The sequence below is a fragment of the Timonella senegalensis JC301 genome (assembly GCF_000312125.1).
Classification (GTDB): domain Bacteria; phylum Actinomycetota; class Actinomycetes; order Actinomycetales; family Cellulomonadaceae; genus Timonella; species Timonella senegalensis.
Map to the genome: position 1 here is coordinate 487,528 of NZ_HE978642.1, position 19,843 is coordinate 507,370.

Consider the following 19,843-nt stretch of genomic DNA (forward strand, 5'->3'; position numbering starts at 1 on the left):
GAAGGGACGAATCATGGAAGACAACACCGCCCGCACGTCCTCCTCACCCGCAGATACACAGCGCGTGTCCATGCTCTCCGCGCAGAACGAACGACTCGCGCAGGTGCTCGTCGAAGCGCGCGGAAAGATCGTGGAACTGCAGAAGCAGCTCGAAGAGCTGGCAAAGCCGCCCAGCACCTACGCCACTTTCCTCCAGTCGTACCCAGACGGGACGGCAGATGTGGTGTCGGCGGGGCGAAAATTGCGCCTGACCTCGCTCGCCACCACAAGCATCGATGCAGCCCGACCCGGACAAGAGGTGCGCCTCAACGAGGCCATGGCGATCGTTGAGATCCTGAAGTTTGAGCGCACGGGCGAGATCGCGGGCATCAAGGAACTGATCGGTGACGATCGTGCCCTCATCACGGGCAAAGGCGACGACGAGCGCGTCATCCGACTGGCCCATTCCCTGCGTAGTCAAAACGGTAAGCCCTCCGTCCGAGTTGGCGACTCCGTGCTGATCGATCTCAAGGCGGGATTCGCGTACGAGAAGATTGAAAAGTCCGAGGTAGAGGAACTGGTCCTCGAGGAAATCCCGGACATCGACTACGAGGACATTGGCGGACTCGGCCCACAGATCGAGCACATCAAGGACGCCATTGAGTTGCCTTTCGTCCACCCGGACCTGTACCGCGAACACGGCCTCAAGGCGCCCAAGGGTATTCTGCTCTACGGTCCTCCAGGCTGCGGAAAGACTCTGATCGCAAAGGCGGTCGCGCACTCGCTCGCGCAGGCCGCCGCCGAGCGTTCCGGCGGAGACCCCAAGGCTGCGACAGGCTACTTCCTCAACATCAAGGGCCCTGAACTGCTCAACAAATTCGTGGGGGAGACCGAGCGTCAGATCCGGCTCATCTTCGGGCGAGCACGCGAGAAGGCGGGCCAGGGATACCCGGTCGTCGTGTTCTTCGACGAGATGGAATCTCTGTTCCGTACCCGCGGTACTGGTCTCTCATCAGACGTCGAAACCACGATTGTGCCGCAGCTCCTCGCAGAAATCGACGGCGTGGAAAAGCTTGACAACGTCATCGTAATTGGCGCGTCCAACCGCGAGGACATGATTGACCCCGCGATCCTTCGCCCAGGCCGGCTGGACGTCAAGATCAAGATCGAACGCCCCGATGCCGAGGGCGCCCGCGAAATCTTTGGTAAGTACCTGACCGCCGACCTGCCGATTCACCCAGCTGACCTCGCAGAACACGGTGGAGACAGGGAAGCAACGGTTGAGGCGATGATCCAGCGCACGGTTGAGCGCATGTACTCCACGGGCGAGGAAAACCAGTTCCTCGAGGTCACTTACGCCTCCGGCGACAAGGAGATCCTGTACTTCAAGGACTTCAACTCCGGCGCGATGATCCAGAACATTGTGGACCGCGCCAAGAAGTCCGCGATCAAGGACCTCTTGACCACTGGCGAGCGGGGCATCCGCATCGAACACCTGCTGACCGCCTGCCTTGACGAGTTCAAGGAAAACGAGGACCTGCCCAACACAACTAACCCGGACGACTGGGCGCGGATCTCGGGCAAGAAGGGCGAACGCATCGTCTTCATCCGCACGATTGTGCAGACCAAGGTTCCCACTTCCCACAACGACGCCCCAAAGTCGGTCCAGAACGCCGAGAACACCGGCCCATACCTGTAGGCGCTCGCGGGCTCGCGGACCGCACCTCGTCCGCGGGCACGCGGAGCGGTTCACGACCACTCGTATCTTGTGATTCGGCGCGTGACGCCGATCCGCACAATGCAAAGACAAAGGCAGCAACAACGTGACAGTGCAACGAATCGTCGGAATCGAGACCGAGTACGGGATTCTCCAGAACGGAAACCCGCGTGCCAACCCGATGCTCATGTCGAGCCAGGTGGTCACCGCTTACCGCGCGATCAGTTCCAATGCCCGGGGAAGGGCACGCTGGGACTACCAGGACGAAGATCCGCTTAACGACGCACGAGGCTTCCACCTCCCAAGGGCCTCGGCGCATCCCTCCATGCTGACCGATGACCCGAGCCTGCCAGCGCCTTCCGGCAATGAGATGATCTTGGCAAAGGGCACTCGCGCCCAGAACCTTGCGCGTCCGCGCGTGGAAGCCTACGACGATCCGGGCGCCGCCAACGCGATCCTCACCAACGGGGCGCGCCTCTACGTGGATCACGCGCACCCGGAGTATTCGTCACCGGAGGTGACAACCCCTCGTGACGCCGTTATCTGGGATGTTGCGGGTGAGCGCGTGATGCTTGAGGCCAGCCGGCAGCTCGCCCAGACGATGGGTCTTGATCTCCAGCTCTACAAGAACAACACCGACTCCAAGGGCTCGAGCTACGGCACTCACGAGAACTACCTCGTGGACAGGGACGTCCCCTTCAGCACGCTCGTGGCCATCCTGACCCCGTTCTTTGTGACGCGCCAAGTGTTCACGGGCTCGGGACGCGTCGGGCTCGGCACGCATGGACAACTTCCCGGTTTTCAACTGTCCCAGAGGGCGGACTTTATTGAAGCGCTCGTTGGACTGGAAACAACCATGCGGCGCCCCATCATCAACACGCGCGACGAGCCGCACACGGACCGTGTGCGATGGCGCAGGCTCCACGTCATCATCGGTGACGCGAACCTGCTCGAGCCCACCACTTACCTGAAGATCGGCACCACCTACCTGGTCCTGTGGGCCGCCGAGAGGCTTGCCGAGCACCACGATCTGGCGGCACGCTTTTCGGCGCTTGAACTGCGCGATCCGGTCGCAGATGTCTCTACGGTGTCGCGGGACTTGAGCTGCTCCGTGGAACTCGAACTGCGTTCGGGTAAGCGTCTCTCCGCTATCGCCATCCAGCGCGAGTACCTCGGCGTGGTAACTGAACTCCTGTCGCGGGCGAAGAATGATGACCCCGTGGCCGAGCAGACCGACGATGTGCTTGCGCGATGGGCAAACATCCTCAACGCGCTGGAATCCGACCCCATGAGCTGTGCACGTCAGGTCGAGTGGGTGGCCAAGTATCGCCTGCTCGAGTCCATGCGGAGGCGCTCTAACCTCGAGTGGGATCACCCAAAGCTCGCGATGATGGACATTCAGTGGTCCGACGTGCGGCCCGAACGATCCCTGTACCGAAAGTTGGTCGCTGCAGGGGCCGTGGACACAATTGCCGAGGAATCTGAGATCCAGTCGGCGGTAACGCATCCGCCGACCGACACGCGCGCATACTTCCGTGGCGAGGCCATGGCTCACTATGCGGGCTCGATCGTGGGTGCTAGTTGGGACTCGGTCATCTTTGATGTTCCGGAGTCACCCAACCTCCAGCGCATCCCGATGCTCGATCCCTGGCGCGGAACCCAAAAGCACGTAGGGCAGTTGTTTGACGCTCACCCACACAATCCTGCGACCTTCCTCCAGGCACTACTTGGGCAGAAGTAGCACGAACAACCCAGTCCCGCACGTGGTCACAGGTGCACTGCTCGTTTTGTCCATTTGCAGGGATGAACAGGGCAAACCCGCAAGTTTTGCGGTTAGATGGAACAAAGACGTGGCCGCCCGCAGATAACAGGGGGGGCGGGCACCTATCGCAGGAGGAGTCGACATGGCTGGGCAAGAACAACAGCGACCACAGACGAACGAGGTTGAGGACGACGCCAACGCTGGAGCTCCAACACCGCCACCAGCAGCAGCTGCCGCCGACTTTGAGGTTGACTCACTACTCGACGAAATCGACGATGTCCTCGAAGTCAACGCAGAGTCGTTCGTTAAGGGGTTCGTGCAAAAGGGCGGACAGTAGGCTGCGATGGGCCACGAATCCGGGTTTCCACGCGACTTCACGGGAGTCGGCTCGTCGTTCCTAGATTTTGCTCAGCGCGTTGCCCCGGAGGTCCTTCCGATGTCTCGTTCGGTGGATAAGGGCGTGCTTCCTGAGGTGCCTCACGGCACCACGATCGTTACCGCCCAGTTTGCTGGCGGGGTCGTCATGGCGGGGGACAGGCGCGCCACCATGGGCTCAATGATCTCGAGCCGGCAGATGGAGAAGGTCTTCGCCGCAGACGAAACGTCCGTGGTGGGGATCGCAGGTACGGCGGGAATAGCGATCGAACTCGTGCGCCTGTTCCAACTGGAACTCGAACACTACGAGAAGATCGAAGGCGACACGCTCTCACTCGACGGTAAGGCCAATAGGCTTGCCGCGCTCCTGCGCTCAAACCTGCCGCTCGCAATGCAGGGCCTCGCAGCCGTGCCACTTTTCGCAGGGTTCGACACTGACCGAGGGTATGGCCGCATCTACTCCTACGACGTGACCGGTGGACGCTACGAGGAGACAAACCATCACTCCGTGGGCTCGGGCTCCGTGTTCGCGCGCGGCGCTCTCAAGAAACTATGGCACGCCGACATGACCCGGACGGAGGCCGTAAGGCTATGCATTGAGGCGCTGTGGGATGCCGCTGACGACGATTCTGCAACCGCTGGCCCCGATGTGTTGCGTAAGATTTGGCCGATTGTCGCGGTTGTCACCGCGGACGGATTCTCGTACGTGGACCCAGCCGAACTCACCGAGGTCGCCACTATGGTTCTTGCCGGGAGATCCGAGGGCCTCGCGCACGCGCGAGTCCTCACCCCGGGAAAGGGCGGGCCGGGTAACGCGGTTCCGCCGACCACCACGCTCCACGCCCCGGGCACGGGCCCGGGTGGTGACCCCGCTGGTTCCGGAGGTGGCGCTGGTAGCTGGCCAGGATCGTCGGAAATCAATCCGGGATCCACGCGGGGCGGGGAAGGGGCACAACAATGAGCATGCCGTTCTATGTTTCTCCCGAACAACTCATGCGGGACCGCGCGGAATTTGCCCGGAAGGGAATTGCGCGGGGACGATCGGTGATCGTAGCGCAGTATGACTCCGGAATCGTGTTCGCCACGGAAAATCCGTCGCGCGCGCTGCACAAGATCTCGGAGATCTACGACCGCATAGGGTTCGCCGCGGTCGGCAAATACAACGAGTTCGAGAACCTGCGGGTTGCTGGTATTAGGTACGCCGACCTCCGCGGGTACACCTACGACCGGACAGACGTAATGGCACGCGGGCTGGCCAACGCTTACGCCCAGACCCTCGGGACCGCCTTCACCACCGAGTCCAAGCCGCTTGAGGTGGAACTGGTTGTCGCGGAGGTAGGCCTAAGCGCGGCACAGGACCAGATCTATCGCCTCGCATACGACGGCTCCGTGGCAGAGGAACATGGGTTCGTGGTGATCGGCGGGCAGTCCGACTCGCTGAACGAGGTCATGGCCACGCTGTGGAAGCCGGACCTGCCGCTAGCGGAGGTCCTCGGCATTATGGCCCAGGTTCTCGCCACTCCGCAGGGCGTCCCCGCGCAGTCGGGTGGGCCGACCGGCACCGGCGCAGGCACGGGAGAGACGGACGCCGAGCAGGCCGAACCAGCAGATTCCGTGCGAGCGCTCAGCGCCGACAAGCTCGAGGCAGCGGTACTCGACCGCACGAAGGCTCGGCGCTGCTTTAAGCGCCTGACACCACAACGCATTAACGAACTATTTGGAGAATAAACGTGTCAACCCGCCGTATTTTCGGGCTTGAAACCGAATATGGAATCACCTGCGCCACGGACTCCGGAGACGGCCTGAGTGCCGACGAGGTCGCACGTCAACTCTTCAAAAAGGTTGTGGCGTGGGGCCGGTCCTCAAACGTGTTCCTGCGCAACGGATCGAGACTCTACCTCGACGTGGGTTCCCACCCCGAGTACGCCACCGCTGAGTGCGATGACCTGCACCAGCTCATAGCGTTCGACCGTGGTGGAGAGCGCATCATGGAGGATCTGGTCAAGGATGCGCAGCGCCGCATTGAGGCGGAAGGCACCCCGGGCCGGATCCACATGTTCAAGAACAACTCGGACTCGGCGGGCAACTCATACGGGTGCCACGAGAACTATCTCGTGCGCCGCAGGGGTGATTTCAACCGTCTGGCAGACATCCTTGTGCCGTTCCTCATCGCACGCCAGGTGATGACCGGAGCGGGCAAGATCACGTCCACTCCAAAGGGCGCCACCTACGGGTTCTCCCAGCGTGCCGATCACATGTGGGAGGCGGTCTCGAGCGCGACCACGAGGTCCCGACCCATCATCAACACCCGCGACGAGCCTCACGCCGATGCCGAGTTCTATCGCAGGTTGCACGTGATTGTTGGTGATTCCTCTATCGCGGAGCCAACCACGCTGCTCAAGGTAGGTTCGACCGACATTATGCTCCGCATGATCGAGGCCGGAATTCCCACGCGGGACATGCGCCTCGAAAACCCAATGAGGGCAATCCGGGAAGTCAGCCATGACCTGACCGGCACGGCGACTATGACCCTGGCGAGCGGTCGGACGATCACCGCGACCGATTTGCTCGGTGAGTGTCTCGAGAGATCGCGCGCGTTTGTTGCCATAGAAGGACACGGGAGCCAACACGACGAGGAAGTCTTTGACCTGTGGGAGCGTGCGATCACCGCCGTGACCGCGCAAGACTTCTCCGGGATTGATACGGAGATCGACTGGGCAATCAAGTTGCGACTCCTGCGTCGCTACCAAGAGAAGCTCGGCTGCGAGCTGGACGACCCACGGCTCGCGCGCCTCGACCTCGCCTACCACGACATTTCCCAAACCGACGGGCTCGCCGCCAAGTTGGCGCAGCGAGGTCTCATGCGTCGCATCGTCACAGACGAGCAGATTGCATTTGCGGCAGACAACCCGCCGCAAACCACCCGGGCCAAGTTGCGTGGGGACTTCATTCGTGCCGCCCAGGATAAGAAGCGTGACTACACGGTCGACTGGGTGCACCTCAAGCTCAACGACCAAGCACAGCGCACAATCCTGTGCAAGGACCCGTTCGAGAGCGTGGACGAGAGGGTCGCGTCCCTGATCGCCAGCATGTGAATCGGAAGTCGTGTGGAAGGTGAAAGTTGGCTAGCATGAATGATCATGTTCTACGCGCTCGCCAACTCCCGCCCCGCCAACTCATGGAGAGTTGTCTTCACCGTCCTTCTCTCACTCCTTCTCGTGCTGAGCCTTGCCGCGTGCAGCACGACCAAGGAGGAGCCGACCCCGGAACCAGAAACCACAACGGTCACGGTGTCGGGTCCAGCAGGGGAGGTTCCCACGATCGAGTTCGACGAGCCGTTTGAGTTTGTCAGCCCGGTCACGGAAGTTCTGTGGGAAGGATCGGGGGAGAAGGTCCAGGAAGGCGACTGGGTCATGCTGCACATGTACGCGCTGAACCCCGAGACCGGCGATGAGATCCGCAACGACTACACGGGGTTGCCGCAGGCCTACGTCTTCTCTCCCAAGACGATCGGTTCTGAACTGTACAACTCGCTTGTGGAACTGCCGTTTGGATCACGGATCATGCACGTCTCGCAGGACAAGGACGTGACTCAGATTCTCGTGGTCGACATGCTGCCTGCGCGTTCGGTTGCTGACCCTCGTCCAGTGGACAAGGCACTGCCAGAGGTTTCGTACGAGGAGAACGGCAAGCCCATCGTCTCGGTGGGCAAGAAGCTCACCAAGCCGCACGAGTTAGTCGTTCAGCACCTCAAGTCAGGGTCGGGACTGCAGGTCGACGAGAAGGCACAAGTGCTCGTGCACATTGCAGCCACCACGTGGAGCGATTCCAAGGAGTTTTACTCCACCTGGGAGAAGGATGCCGGCCCGATCCGCTTCAAGGTCGGAGTCGACAAGGTCATCGCCGGCCTCGACCAGGCCCTCGTGGGAGTCCCCGTGGGCTCACAGATTATGGTCATCATTCCGCCCGAACTTGGCTTTGGACAGACCAACTCTGACCTAGCCAAGGAAACTCTCGTCTACGTGGTCGATGTTCTTGCCGCCACGACCGTTCCAGAAAAGTAGGTAGGCCACCATGTCCGTAGCAGTGCGAGTAATTCCATGCCTCGACGTTGACGCAGGGCGCGTAGTCAAGGGCGTGAACTTTGAGAACCTCCGCGACGCCGGCGACCCGGTCGAACTCGCTCAGAGGTACGGCGTCCAAGGCGCTGATGAGCTTACCTTCCTTGACGTCACGGCGTCCTCCTCAAACCGCGAGACCACCTATGACGTGGTGCGCCGAACCGCGGAACAGGTGTTCATCCCGCTGACCGTTGGTGGCGGCGTGCGCACGGTGGAAGACGTGGACAAGCTCCTGCGCGCAGGCGCGGACAAAGTGGGCGTCAACACCGCAGCGATCGCTCGCCCGGAACTCATCAACGAGATTGCGGAACGCTTCGGACGCCAGGTACTCGTGCTCTCCGTGGACGCGCGGCGCGTACCCGACGGCGTCTCAACCCAGTCCGGCTTCGAGGTCACCACACACGGTGGCAAGCGCAGCACGGGCATCGATGCTGTGGAGTGGGCAATCCGGGCCCAGGAACTTGGTGCCGGCGAGATTCTCCTGAACTCGATGGACGCCGACGGAACGATGGATGGGTTCGACCTCGAAATGTTCTCCGCCGTGCGCCGTGAGGTGGGGATTCCACTCATTGCTTCGGGTGGCGCATCCGAACCAGGCGACTTCACCAAGGCTGCGCAGGCCGGAGCAGATGCGGTCCTGGCCGCGAGTGTCTTCCACTTTGGCAAGCTCACCATCGACCAGGTCAAGCGCGACATGGCGGCCAACGGCGTCGAGGTGCGACTGTAGTGGCCCGAACCCCTAGGGAACCAGAGCAGTCTGTGCCACCGAAACAGTCGACCCAGCCATCGCCGCTGTCACCAACGGAATCGGCCAACGGGCCCCAGCCGGCTTCCGAGCGGCACACTCAAGATGGCCGCACGCTGGAGACCTCGTATGAACTGCCAGGTGGTAATCTGCGCAAATCGCTGACGATCATCGGACGCACGATCCGTAAGGAGCCTCGCGTCTACACAGCCGCGATCCTGATTTCGTCAACTTTTGGCCTCTTCACCGTCGCGGTAGGCCGGGTCATCGGCTGGATCACGGACACCAAACTCATCCCGATTTTGAGCGGCGAGCAGTCTGGACACTCCATTTGGCTTGGCGGCGCTGTCCTCCTTGCGGTCATCATCGGGTTGGTTCTGTCGATCGCCTTTCGCCGGATTTCCGCGTCCTACGGCGTGTTCAACATGCAGGCGCACCACCGCCAGGAGCTCTCCAAAAAGTTCACCACCTTGGAGCCGAAGTGGCACGGTAAGTCGTCCGCGGGCAAACTCCTCGCGCACGTCTCTTCGGACGCTGAGGCCGCGACCGCGGTCTTTAACCCGTTGCCGTTCATGCTCGGATCCGTGGTCATGCTGGTGGTTTCGTTCGTGATGCTGCTTGCGGTGGACGTGTGGTTGGCGTTTGCTGCAATGCTGATCGTGCCCGTCATGATCGCTGCGAACCTCATGTTCCAGAAGTACATGACGCCGGCAATCGAGCGGGCTCAGCGACTCCGTGGCGAGGTATCCGAGGTCGCGCACGAGAGTTTCGAGGGCGCGACTCTGGTCAAGTCGCTCGGGACTCGCAACCAGGAGGAGCGCAGGTTCTCTGAGAAGACTCAGGAACTTCGTGCTGCGAACGTTCGCGTGGGAATCGTCCGCGCGATGTTTGACCCTCTCATCGAGGCGCTCCCGAACGTGGGTTCGCTGCTCGTCATGGTCGTGGGTGTCTGGCGGCTCTCGCAGGGAGCCGTTGGCCCGGGCGACATCGTCACCGCGGCCTACTTGCTCTCTCTGTTCGCCGTGCCCGTGCGCACCTTCGGTTGGGTTCTCGCCGATATGCCGCGCTCCGTAGTCGGCTGGAACCGTGTGGCCACGGTGGTGGACACGCAGCCACAGATTGTCCCGGGCTCGCTGCACGTCGCCCGCTCTTCGAGCGTCCCACTGTCGGTTTCGTTTGAGCACGTGGGCTACACAATTACCGACGATTCTGCTGACGTCACGCTGCTTGGTGACGTCTCGTTCGTGGCCCCGGCTGGTAAGACGACCGTGCTCATGGGGCGCACAGGAGCGGGAAAGACCATCGCGGTGTCGATGATTGCCCGGCTCTGGGATCCAACGAGCGGAACCGTTCGGGTGGGTACGCACGATGTCCGAGAACTGAGCCGGACTTCTCTCTCTGAGGCTGTGTCATTTGTGTCGCAGGGTTCGTTCGTGTTCGAGGACTCGATCCGGGAGAACGTGACGCTCGGCCACGACTACTCGGATGACGAGGTCTGGGAGGCGCTGGAGGTTGCGCAGCTCGCCACCTTCACACGGCGCCAGACTCAGCAGCTCGACACACCGCTTGGTGAGGGTGGATCTAACCTCTCGGGAGGACAACGCCAGCGACTTGCAATAGCGAGGGCGATCGTCCGCCGACCAGCGGTGCTCGTCCTCGATGATGCCACGTCCGCACTGGATCCCCAGGTTGAGCAGGCCATTCTCTCGGGCATTTCCAAGGTCGGGGAGACCACGGTGGTCATGGTTGCCTATCGTTCGGCCTCCGCCCAACGGGCCGACCAAATCGTGTTCCTCGACGAGGGCAGGATCGTGGGAAGTGGTACTCACATCGAGCTTTTGGAATCGCTAGAGCAGTACCGCGAGCTGGTTAACGCGTACGACAACAACGATGTGGAACTGGAGGTGGACGCAGATGAGTAACTCTGAATCCTCCATCGCGTCTGCCTCCGATCTCGGAGTGTTTGCCACGATCAAGCGCGGGATCTCAGTGACCCCTGAGATCGTGACGGGCATCTGGGTCACGTTGCTCCTAGCAATCGTGGCATCCGCCGGAAAAATCACTGTCCCGATGGCCGTTCAGCGGGCCTTGGACTCGATCGCGTCGAGCGGTGCTGACGGCGTCGAGGTTAGGGACATTGCCGCCGTCTCACTGCTCGCGCTCGGTGCGCTCGTCATCGCGGGACTGTGCACGGCTGCACTCAACGTCCGACTCTTTCGATCGACTGAAGCGGGCCTAGCGCACCTGCGTGAGAAGGCCTTCTCCCACATCCATCAACTGACGGTGCTGACGCAGAACACCGAACGCAAGGGAGCCCTCGTCTCCCGAGTCACCTCAGACGTGGACACCGTGTCCCTGTTTGTTCAATGGGGCGGGATCATGCTCGTCACCTCGCTCCTGCAGTTGATCGCGGCGTCGATCGTGATGTTCTTCTATTCGTGGCAGCTTGCGCTCCTCGTGTGGGCCACGTTCATCCCCTTCGTGATCGCACTGCAGCCCGCCCAAAAAGGAGTGAACCGAGCGTTCACTCAGGTTCGCTCCCGTATGGGCGCAATGCTCGGCGCAGTGTCGGAAGCTGTCGTGGGAGCGTCTACGATCGCTGCCTATGGGATTGGCGACCGCACCCAGAGCAAGATCGACGCCGCAGCGATCGCCCACAGGGACTCGGCAATCACAGCGGCCAAAAAGGTTGCGGTCTCGTTCTCGGGAGGCGCCTTTGCGGCAAACCTCGTCCTCGTGATCGTGGTCATCGCTGGTGCGTACCTCGGAGTCGCGGGGGAGATCTCGCTGGGCAGCCTCGTCGCGTTCCTGTTCCTGGTGCAGTTGTTCACCGGCCCCGTTCAACTTGCCACGGAGATCCTGAACGAGATGCAGAATGCGGTAGCCGGTTGGCGCCGTGTCCTTGCAATCCTGGAAACCCCGATCGATGTAACGAGCCCAGCCGAGTCGGCGCACGCTGTAGCGTCGGGACCAGCGCACTTAATCGTCGAGAATATTGATTTTGCGTATCCTGCTGGACCGAAGGTCCTGGACAACGTGAGCCTCAACATCGCTCCCGGCCAGAGGGTCGCGATCGTGGGGGAGACGGGCTCCGGCAAGACCACACTGGCCAAACTGATCACGAGGTTCTCGGATCCTCGTGCGGGGCGGATCCTGCTCGACGGCCTGGACCTGCGCGACCACAGCGAGGAAGACCTGCGCAGGCGCATCCTGCTCGTGCCGCAGGAAGGTTTCTTGTTTGCGGACACGATCTTCAACAACGTTGCGTATCCGCTGCGTGCCCACGGCATGCAGTCGCACATGGAATTGGAGGAACGGGTTCGAGGTGCGCTCCACGCGCTGGAACTCGAACGCTGGCTCGCCACGTTCCCCGCGGGCTGGGACACATACGTGGGCCAGCGAGGCGACAAACTCTCCGCCGGAGAACGCCAGCTCATCGCACTCGCGAGAGCATACGTGTGCGAGGCAGACCTGCTCGTCATGGACGAGGTCACGTCTGCGGTGGACCCCGCCACGGAGGTCGCGATCGCACGCGCTCTCGACGTACTGATGACCAACAAGTCAACCGTCACCATTGCACACCGGCTCTCCACCGCGCAGAACTCTGACGTAGTTGTCGTCATGGACGCCGGGGTCGTTGTCGAGGTGGGGAACCATTCTGAGCTCCTCGCGGCGGAGGGTCGGTACTCGCAGATGTACGCCGCGTGGATTGCGCAAACGCATAACGCGTAGTCGGACGTGCGCGTATCCGTGGACGGGTCGCGTAAAGTGACGGGTTTCGTGGGAAAATGCTTCCGTGACTGGCGAGAACTTTGATACTGAGACCACCGACCCCACCGGTTCCGGGCAGCAACCAGCCCTCGATCCACGGATCGCGGACAGGCTTAAGCGCGACCCCAATGGGCTCGTGGCGGCGATCGTCCAGCAGTTCGACACCCGCGAGGTGCTCATGCTCGGCTGGATGGACGATGAAGCCCTGCGCAGGACCCTCAGTGAGGGCCGCGTGACCTTCTACTCGCGCTCGCGCCAGGAATACTGGCGCAAGGGCGACACGTCCGGTCACTACCAGTACGTTCGTTCTGTATCGATCGACTGTGACGGCGACGCGCTCCTCATTGAGGCGGACCAAATCGGCGCCGCCTGCCACACTGGCGAGCGGACCTGCTTTATTACGGGCGGCGAGCTGCCGGCACACGTCATCGCCTCCCACTTTGACTCTCTGACCACACCACCCGCCACCGAAAGCGAGCAGTGACAATGGCGCTCTCCTCAGACAAGGACTCAGTAAACCTCGGCGAGACATTCGCATGGGGCGCAACCTGGCCCGAACTGGATGAGTTCCGCTCGCTCGCAACTCAGCGCCGCGTAATTCCCGTGGTGCGCCGGATCCTCGCCGATGACGTGACACCGCTCGGGCTCTACCGGGCGCTGGGACAGTCACGGCCGGGGACCTTCCTGATGGAGTCCGCAGACATTGGCGGAACCTGGTCACGATACTCATTCGTGGGAGTGAACTCGCGTGCAACGCTGACGGTGCGTGACGGATCTGAAGGCGCGACGGGTGCTGCCGGTGCGCCAGTTGCCAACGGTGAGGCTGTGTGGCTCGGTGACGTACCAGAGGGAATACCCTCGAGTGGACGGCCACTTGAAGTTCTGTCGGCGGCGCTCGACGCACTACACACGGAGGCGTTCACTGGACTGCCGCCCTTTACGGGTGGGCTTGTGGGCTCGATGGGTTGGGACATCATCCGCGAGTGGGAACCGACCCTGCCGGCGAACGCCCCACGTGAGATCGACGCACCAGCCATGAGCCTGTGCTTGGCCTCAGACGTCGCTGCGATCGACCACGTAGACGGATCGGTGTGGCTCATTGCGAATGCCATCAACTTTGACAACACTGACGAGCGCGTAGACGAGGCCCACCAGGACGCCGTACGTCGCCTAGATGAGATGGAGCGGGCGCTCGAGGCTGGCATTGCCGCTGGCTTCGGTGACGTGCCTCGAGTTGTCGACGCGTCGATCCCGGAGCCGGAAATCGAGTTCCGCACGGACCGCGCGACTTACTCTGAGATGCTTGCCAAGGGCAAGGAGGCTATCCGGAACGGTGAAGTCTTCCAGATCGTGCTCTCGCAACGATTTGACCTAGAAACCCACGCGAGCCCGCTGGACGTGTACCGGGTACTTCGCACGGTCAATCCAAGCCCATACATGTACTACTTCGAGCTCACAGATGCTCAGGGGGAGCAGTACTCGGTGGTGGGGTCGAGCCCGGAGACTCTGGTGAAGGTCGTGGAGGGCAACGTCACGACCTTCCCTATTGCAGGCTCGCGACCACGTGGCGCCACGCTCGAAGAGGACATCCTGCTTGGCAAGGATGTGAAGGAAGACCCCAAGGAAGTAGCCGAGCACATCATGCTCGTCGACCTCTCCCGCAACGACCTAGTCAAGGTCTGCGAACCCGGTAGCGTCGAGGTGGTCGAGTTCATGGAAATCAAGCGATTCAGTCACATCATGCACATGTGCTCAACAGTCATTGGAAAGCTGCGCCCCGGGAAGCGTGCACTCGACGTATTCACGGCGACCTTCCCTGCGGGAACGCTTTCCGGAGCGCCCAAGAACCGCGCGGTTGCGCTGATTGATGAGTACGAGCAGGCGTCACGTGGCGTGTACGGGGGCACGGTTGGCTACTTTGGCTTCGACGGAAACATGGACATGGCGATCGCCATCCGAACCGCCTACATGAAGAACGGGCGCGCGAGCGTGCAAGCAGGCGGCGGGATCGTGGCAGACTCTCAGGAAGAGACGGAATACTGGGAGACACGTAACAAGGCCGCAGCTGTGATTCGCGCGATCCAACGCGCTCACAGGCTTGTGGCTCGCACTAAGTGAGAGGTTCCACTGTGTCACCCACCCCTTCGGGAATCGCCAAGGAGTCGAAGCGCCCGCTGCTCGACCGTCGGCGGCTAGTCCTGACGATTCTGCTCCTCGCACTGGCCGGCATTGCGCTCGCTAACATGACGTGGCTTTCGCTAGATTTCACCTCAGTTCTTGGTGAGGACATCGCCGTGAACGTGAGCGGGCACAAGGCCGCACCCGGGCTTACTGCAAGCGGAATCGTGGTCGTCGCCGCTGCGATCTACCTGTCGATTGCGGGACGGGTGGCTCGGTACATCGCGCTGGGTGTTTCCGCGCTCAGTGCGCTGTCGATTGTGGGCTTCGCGGTTTCCGTCCTAGCTGACCCTCGCACCGCGGTTCGCACCAGTTTTGCCGAGGCAACCGGCGTGAGCAGCGTCCCCGAGGGAGTCACGGTGAACCTAGTTGGTTATGCCGCGATCGCTGTGGGTATCCTGTTGCTCGCCGCCACGCTGTGGGGTTTCGTAGCGGTGCGGAACTGGCGTGTGGCCTCGTCGAAGTATGACCGGACCGCCGCTGCGGCTGGAGCCGGGGGACTGGCAGGTAGCCAACCGGACGATCCTGCTGCGCCTGGGGACCAAGGCTCCGATGCACCCAATGCTGACGTTGGCGGGCCCGACAGCCTCGCACCAGACAGCGAGCGCTCGGACACTGGAGCTGCACGCAAGCGCGGTTCTGACGCGACCCTGCGTCGTGGTGCGACCGGTCGCCCACACGATGCAGATGACACAGACGAACGTGCACTGTGGGACACCCTGACTCAGGGTTCTGATCCGACAGAGGAACACTGAGCGTCAGATCCATCGCCCAGTGCGTTGCATTTCCGGTGGCGAGGCGCGAATATCACATGAGATTGCTCGTTTGATAGTAAGTAAGTCCCACCACAGCCTGTACCCTTGAAGTGGACCAACCTTTTGAAAGGGATTCTCATGTCAGCACATGACGTCGACTACAACAGGAACATCCTCAACCGTGACGGTGTGGAGCTTCCGGACTTCGTTCCTCCAACGAACCACGGCCACACCTCGGCCGCCTGGTTCCTGGTGATCGTTGCCTTCATCGGCACCCTTCTCATCGCTTTCGGGATGGTGCTCACGATTAACCCAATGATCATCGCTGGTGTGATCATTGTCGTTGTGGGCCTTCTCGGCAGTGCGATTATGGCGAAGGCGGGCAAGGGGCAGGTAACTGTTCCTTCCCCAAAAAAGTAGTCTTAGCGCAAAGGCCCTCGGCTCTGCCGGGGGCCTTTCCTTTTCCCTGAGGGAAAAACTCGCCCTCCTGTCTCATGGGTCGGTAACGAGAATCTCACCCGCGCGTACTGTGGATACCATTGCACAGTCAACATTGCCAATTGTGATCTGAACCCCACTTCAGGCTACGTTGTATGCATTCATTGCCCCTGGAGGAAGAACTGTCATGACCGTACTTGATGACATCATCGCAGGCGTCCGAGAAGACTTGGCCGTACGCGAGGCAGCGACGCCGCTGAGCGAGCTCAAGGAGAAGGCAGCGCGGCAGCCGGGCGCAAAGGAATGTCTGAGCCGCCTGGGTAACCCTGAAGCGGTCGCAGTGATTGCCGAGGTCAAGCGGAAGAGTCCGTCTAAGGGTGAGCTCGCTGACATCACAGATCCCGCGAGCCTCGCACTGGAGTATGAGCGTGGCGGCGCAGCCGTGATCTCCGTTCTCACCGAGGAGCGCAGGTTCTCCGGTTCACTTGCGGACCTCAAGGCAGTCCGCGCGGTGGTCGACGTTCCTATCCTGCGCAAGGACTTTGTGGTGACCCCGTACCAGGTGTGGGAAGCCCGCGCCTACGGTGCCGACCTCGTCCTCCTGATCGTTGCCGCGCTTGACCAGATCGTCCTTGAATCGCTGATTGAGCGTGTTGAGTCCCTCGGGATGACGGCCCTGGTGGAGGTTCACAGTGTCGAGGAGGTGGAGCGCGCAGTTGCTGCGGGGGCTCGACTGATCGGCGTGAACTCCCGAAACCTGAAGACCCTCGAGGTGGACCGCGACACGTTCGCCAAGGTCGCCCCCTCAATCCCTGAGGGAACTGTCCGCGTTGCCGAGTCAGGAGTCCGCGGACCACATGACGTTGTCGAGTACGCGCGCCACGGCGCCGATGCCGTCCTGGTCGGGGAGGCCCTCGTGACGGGCGATAACCCGCGCTCGGCAGTTGCTGACCTTGTGGCCGCAGGCTCGCACCCTTCCCTTCGCTCGATCCGCCACTAACTGGCCGCGATCGAACTTTTGCACGTAACATCCACGCTTGAAATGGAGCTTTAGCAATGACATCGTCACTGCAAAACATGCCCGGACCGTTTTTCGGAGAGTTTGGTGGGCGGTATATGCCAGAGGCTCTCATAGCGGCGTTGGATGAGCTCACCGCAACATATGAAGCCGCAAAGGCTGACCCCACTTTTGCTGCGGAGCTGGTGGAACTGAACAAGTCCTACTCGGGGCGCCCATCCATCATCACCGAGGTGCCGCGGTTTGCGGCGCACGCTGGAGGGGTCCGAGTGTTCCTCAAGCGCGAGGACCTCAACCACACCGGTTCGCACAAGATCAACAACGTCCTTGGCCAGGCTCTTCTGACCAAGCGCGTGGGCAAGAAGCGCGTCATCGCGGAGACGGGAGCAGGCCAGCACGGCGTCGCCACCGCAACAGCTGCCGCACTTTTTGACCTCGAGTGCGTTGTGTACATGGGTGAGGAAGACACCAAGCGCCAGGCGCTTAACGTTGCCCGTATGCGCCTTCTTGGCGCGGAGGTCGTGCCCGTCAAGACGGGATCGCGCACCCTCAAGGACGCCATCAACGAGGCGTTGCGTGACTGGGTCACCAATGTAGAGAACACCAACTACATCTTCGGCACCGCTGCGGGTCCGCACCCGTTCCCCGCGATGGTTCGTGATTTCCAGCGCATCATCGGTGTTGAGGCTCGCCAGCAGATGCTCGACGAGATTGGTCGCCTTCCCGATGTAGTTGCGGCGTGCGTGGGTGGTGGCTCCAATGCAATCGGCATCTTCGATGCCTTCCTCGACGACTCGGACGTGCGCCTCGTAGGTCTTGAAGCGGGCGGCGATGGCGTTGACACGGACCGCCACGCGGCGACTATCTCCGGCGGTGCTCCAGGAATTCTGCACGGTGCAAAGTCCTACCTCCTCCAAGACGAGGACGGTCAGACCATTGAGAGCCACTCAATCTCGGCGGGCCTCGACTACCCGGGCGTCGGACCACAGCACTCGTACCTCGCCTCGATCGGTCGTGCGGAGTACCAGGCGATCACGGACGCGGAGGCGATGGACGCGTTGCGCTTGCTTTCTCGCACGGAGGGAATCATCCCTGCGATCGAGTCCTCGCACGCGCTCGCCGGCGCCATCAAGCTCGGCCAGGAGGCCGCAGCGGCAGGTCGCACCGACGAGGTCATTCTGGTAAATCTTTCGGGACGCGGTGATAAGGACGTGGCAACCGCCGCGCGCTGGTTCAACCTTGTGGACCCCGACGTGAATCTCGATGAAGAAGGTATGGACGCATGAGCCAGGTTGCAGACAAGATCCGGGACCTGAGGGACAACGAGGGACGCGCAGCGCTCATCGGCTATTTACCCGTTGGTTACCCGTCCGTCGAAGGGTCCATCGAGGCGGCGCGCGCGCTGATTGAGGCCGGAGCCGACATCCTTGAGCTTGGCGTGCCGTACACGGATCCCGTCATGGACGGCGAGACCATCCAGTACGCAGTCCAAGAAGCTCTTGAGGGTGGCGTGCGCCTCCGGGACGTGTTCACGGTTATCCGTGCGATCTCTGACCTGGGCGCCCCTGTGCTCGTCATGACGTACTTCAACCCGATCTTCCACTACGGTCTGCGCAGGTTTGCGCAGGAACTCGTGGAAGCGGGCGGAGCGGGCCTTATCACGCCTGACCTGACTCCAGATGCGGCTCAGGACTGGATTGACGTTGCAAATGAGTTCGACCTCGATAAGGTGTTCCTCGTAGCGCCCTCCTCCACCACGGAGCGACTCGAGCTGACCGCAGCTGCCTCGCGTGGTTTCGTATACGCAGCGTCCACCATGGGCGTTACGGGAGAACGCGCCACGCTCGGCACTCGTGCTGAAGAACTGGTTGGGCGCACGCGCGAGGCCGGTGCAGAAATCGTTTGTGTGGGTCTCGGTGTCTCCCGCGAGGAACAAGCACGCGATGTGGGACGTTATGCAGACGGCGTCATCGTCGGATCGGCCTTTGTGCGTCCGCTGTCCGCCGAAGGCCCCTTTGACCAGCGTCTCGCTGCTATGAGCGATGTCGCGCGTGCTCTCGCTCACGGCGTGCGCACCGCCCGAAAGTAGGAATGTACATGACCGCGGTTGCACTCATCGGGACGTCGATCCCATCGCCAAGCGAGTCGGTGTGGTACCTAGGACCCTTCCCGCTGCGCGCATACGCTCTGGCAATCCTCCTTGGAATTGCCGTGGCCGTATGGCTGACCTCCAAGCGTATGGTCGCTCGTGGTGGCACGGCGGAGAACGTCTATGACATCTCCATGTGGGCTGTCCCGTTCGGTATTGTCGGTGGACGCCTGTATCACGTCATCTCGTCTCCACGTGCCTACTTTGGCGAGGGTGGTAACCCGATCAAGGCGCTCTACATCTGGGAGGGTGGCCTCGGAATCTGGGGCGCCATCGCCCTTGGTGCAGTTGGAGCTTGGATTGGTGCCCGCAGGGCTGGCGTAAAATTTGGCGACTTTGCAGACGCTGTCGCGCCGGGCCTCCTCATTGCCCAGGCCATCGGTCGCCTTGGCAACTGGTTCAACCAGGAGTTGTTCGGTGGCCCAACGACCCTCCCGTGGGGCTTGGAGATTGACGACGCCCACCTACCAGCCGGATTCGAATCCGGAACGCTGTTCCACCCCACCTTCCTGTACGAGTTGTTGTGGTGCCTCGCTGCGGCGGGCCTGATCTTGTTCTTGGACAAGAAGTTCTCGTTCAAGCGCGGACAGATCTTCTGGATGTACGTCGCGTTCTACACACTCGGCCGAGTTTGGATCGAAAGCGTTCGTATTGACGCCGCAGAGACCGTGTTGGGACTTCGCCTTAACGTGTGGACCTCCATCGTTGTCTTCGCCCTTGCCGTGGTCGGTTACATTGTTGCCGGCCGACGTAACGATTCTGTTAACGAGCAGGTGGAACTCGAAACATCAGCCTCCGAAGAGGCTGAGCAGGACTGAGCCTGACCAAAGGGCGG

Annotated in this window: 17 protein-coding genes and 1 pseudogene; all 18 read left to right on the forward strand. The window is 61.7% G+C overall.

Going from position 1 to position 19,843, the window contains the following annotated elements:
* The first annotated feature begins 13 nt into the window (after positions 1–13).
* The 18 genes and pseudogenes from arc (at position 14) to lgt (ending at position 19,826) form a co-directional block, all read left to right on the forward strand.
* The gene (arc, locus tag HGSM_RS06745; RefSeq protein ID WP_019147981.1) at positions 14–1,678 is read left to right on the forward strand and encodes a proteasome ATPase; all 1,665 of its coding nucleotides are present in this window, start codon (positions 14–16) and stop codon (positions 1,676–1,678) included.
* A gap of 124 nt (positions 1,679–1,802) precedes the next feature.
* Positions 1,803–3,437, forward strand: coding sequence for a depupylase/deamidase Dop (gene dop, locus HGSM_RS06750; RefSeq protein WP_019147982.1), 1,635 nt, complete (start codon positions 1,803–1,805; stop codon positions 3,435–3,437).
* Between the two features lie 163 nt (positions 3,438–3,600).
* Complete coding sequence (locus tag HGSM_RS06755) at positions 3,601–3,795, forward strand: ubiquitin-like protein Pup (RefSeq protein ID WP_019147983.1); 195 nt, start codon at positions 3,601–3,603, stop codon at positions 3,793–3,795.
* A 6-nt stretch (positions 3,796–3,801) separates the two neighbouring features.
* A pseudogene (prcB, locus tag HGSM_RS06760) lies at positions 3,802–4,614 on the forward strand (proteasome subunit beta); the annotation flags it as partial.
* A 176-nt stretch (positions 4,615–4,790) separates the two neighbouring features.
* Positions 4,791–5,561, forward strand: coding sequence for a proteasome subunit alpha (prcA, locus tag HGSM_RS06765; RefSeq protein WP_040594703.1), 771 nt, complete (start codon positions 4,791–4,793; stop codon positions 5,559–5,561).
* A gap of 2 nt (positions 5,562–5,563) precedes the next feature.
* Positions 5,564–6,928: a Pup--protein ligase gene (pafA, locus tag HGSM_RS06770; protein WP_019147986.1), complete on the forward strand. Its 1,365-nt coding sequence runs from the start codon at positions 5,564–5,566 to the stop codon at positions 6,926–6,928.
* 45 nt (positions 6,929–6,973) lie between these two features.
* Positions 6,974–7,897, forward strand: a complete 924-nt coding sequence (locus HGSM_RS06775) for an FKBP-type peptidyl-prolyl cis-trans isomerase (RefSeq protein WP_195891355.1) — start codon at positions 6,974–6,976, stop codon at positions 7,895–7,897.
* Positions 7,898–7,907: 10 nt separating this feature from the next.
* The gene (hisF, locus tag HGSM_RS06780; protein ID WP_019147988.1) at positions 7,908–8,681 is read left to right on the forward strand and encodes an imidazole glycerol phosphate synthase subunit HisF; all 774 of its coding nucleotides are present in this window, start codon (positions 7,908–7,910) and stop codon (positions 8,679–8,681) included.
* A 32-nt stretch (positions 8,682–8,713) separates the two neighbouring features.
* Positions 8,714–10,621: an ABC transporter ATP-binding protein gene (locus HGSM_RS06785; RefSeq protein WP_019147989.1), complete on the forward strand. Its 1,908-nt coding sequence runs from the start codon at positions 8,714–8,716 to the stop codon at positions 10,619–10,621.
* Positions 10,614–12,431, forward strand: a complete 1,818-nt coding sequence (locus HGSM_RS06790) for an ABC transporter ATP-binding protein (RefSeq protein WP_019147990.1) — start codon at positions 10,614–10,616, stop codon at positions 12,429–12,431. Before HGSM_RS06785 ends, HGSM_RS06790 begins: the two co-directional genes overlap by 8 nt.
* 64 nt (positions 12,432–12,495) lie before the next feature.
* Positions 12,496–12,954, forward strand: coding sequence for a phosphoribosyl-AMP cyclohydrolase (gene hisI, locus HGSM_RS06795; protein WP_019147991.1), 459 nt, complete (start codon positions 12,496–12,498; stop codon positions 12,952–12,954).
* 2 nt (positions 12,955–12,956) lie between these two features.
* A complete protein-coding gene (locus tag HGSM_RS06800) occupies positions 12,957–14,588 on the forward strand; it encodes an anthranilate synthase component I (protein WP_040594704.1) in 1,632 nt (543 codons plus the stop codon).
* A gap of 11 nt (positions 14,589–14,599) precedes the next feature.
* Positions 14,600–15,403, forward strand: a complete 804-nt coding sequence (locus HGSM_RS13700; protein ID WP_019147993.1) for a Trp biosynthesis-associated membrane protein — start codon at positions 14,600–14,602, stop codon at positions 15,401–15,403.
* A 138-nt stretch (positions 15,404–15,541) separates the two neighbouring features.
* Positions 15,542–15,823, forward strand: coding sequence for an HGxxPAAW family protein (locus tag HGSM_RS06810; RefSeq protein WP_019147994.1), 282 nt, complete (start codon positions 15,542–15,544; stop codon positions 15,821–15,823).
* Between the two features lie 205 nt (positions 15,824–16,028).
* Complete coding sequence (gene trpC, locus HGSM_RS06815) at positions 16,029–16,841, forward strand: indole-3-glycerol phosphate synthase TrpC (protein WP_019147995.1); 813 nt, start codon at positions 16,029–16,031, stop codon at positions 16,839–16,841.
* 56 nt (positions 16,842–16,897) lie between these two features.
* Entirely contained in the window at positions 16,898–18,145 is a 1,248-nt protein-coding gene (gene trpB / locus HGSM_RS06820) for a tryptophan synthase subunit beta (protein WP_019147996.1), read from the forward strand.
* Positions 18,142–18,948, forward strand: a complete 807-nt coding sequence (trpA, locus tag HGSM_RS06825; protein WP_019147997.1) for a tryptophan synthase subunit alpha — start codon at positions 18,142–18,144, stop codon at positions 18,946–18,948. Before trpB ends, trpA begins: the two co-directional genes overlap by 4 nt.
* Positions 18,949–18,956: 8 nt before the next feature.
* On the forward strand, positions 18,957–19,826 hold the full coding sequence (gene lgt, locus HGSM_RS06830; RefSeq protein ID WP_019147998.1) for a prolipoprotein diacylglyceryl transferase: 870 nt from the start codon (positions 18,957–18,959) through the stop codon (positions 19,824–19,826).
* Positions 19,827–19,843: the final 17 nt, after the last annotated feature.

Excerpts from the sequence above, each read along its gene's own strand:
- arc (WP_019147981.1), top strand. The coding sequence starts at position 14 with ATGGAAGACAACACCGCCCGCACGTCCTCCTCACCCGCAGATACACAG.
- HGSM_RS06755 (WP_019147983.1), top strand. The coding sequence starts at position 3,601 with ATGGCTGGGCAAGAACAACAGCGACCACAGACGAACGAGGTTGAGGAC.
- prcA (WP_040594703.1), top strand. The coding sequence starts at position 4,791 with ATGAGCATGCCGTTCTATGTTTCTCCCGAACAACTCATGCGGGACCGC.
- HGSM_RS06775 (WP_195891355.1), top strand. The coding sequence starts at position 6,974 with ATGTTCTACGCGCTCGCCAACTCCCGCCCCGCCAACTCATGGAGAGTT.
- hisF (WP_019147988.1), top strand. The coding sequence starts at position 7,908 with ATGTCCGTAGCAGTGCGAGTAATTCCATGCCTCGACGTTGACGCAGGG.
- HGSM_RS06790 (WP_019147990.1), top strand. The coding sequence starts at position 10,614 with ATGAGTAACTCTGAATCCTCCATCGCGTCTGCCTCCGATCTCGGAGTG.
- HGSM_RS06800 (WP_040594704.1), top strand. The coding sequence starts at position 12,957 with ATGGCGCTCTCCTCAGACAAGGACTCAGTAAACCTCGGCGAGACATTC.
- HGSM_RS06810 (WP_019147994.1), top strand. The coding sequence starts at position 15,542 with ATGTCAGCACATGACGTCGACTACAACAGGAACATCCTCAACCGTGAC.
- trpC (WP_019147995.1), top strand. The coding sequence starts at position 16,029 with ATGACCGTACTTGATGACATCATCGCAGGCGTCCGAGAAGACTTGGCC.
- trpB (WP_019147996.1), top strand. The coding sequence starts at position 16,898 with ATGACATCGTCACTGCAAAACATGCCCGGACCGTTTTTCGGAGAGTTT.
- trpA (WP_019147997.1), top strand. The coding sequence starts at position 18,142 with ATGAGCCAGGTTGCAGACAAGATCCGGGACCTGAGGGACAACGAGGGA.
- lgt (WP_019147998.1), top strand. The coding sequence starts at position 18,957 with ATGACCGCGGTTGCACTCATCGGGACGTCGATCCCATCGCCAAGCGAG.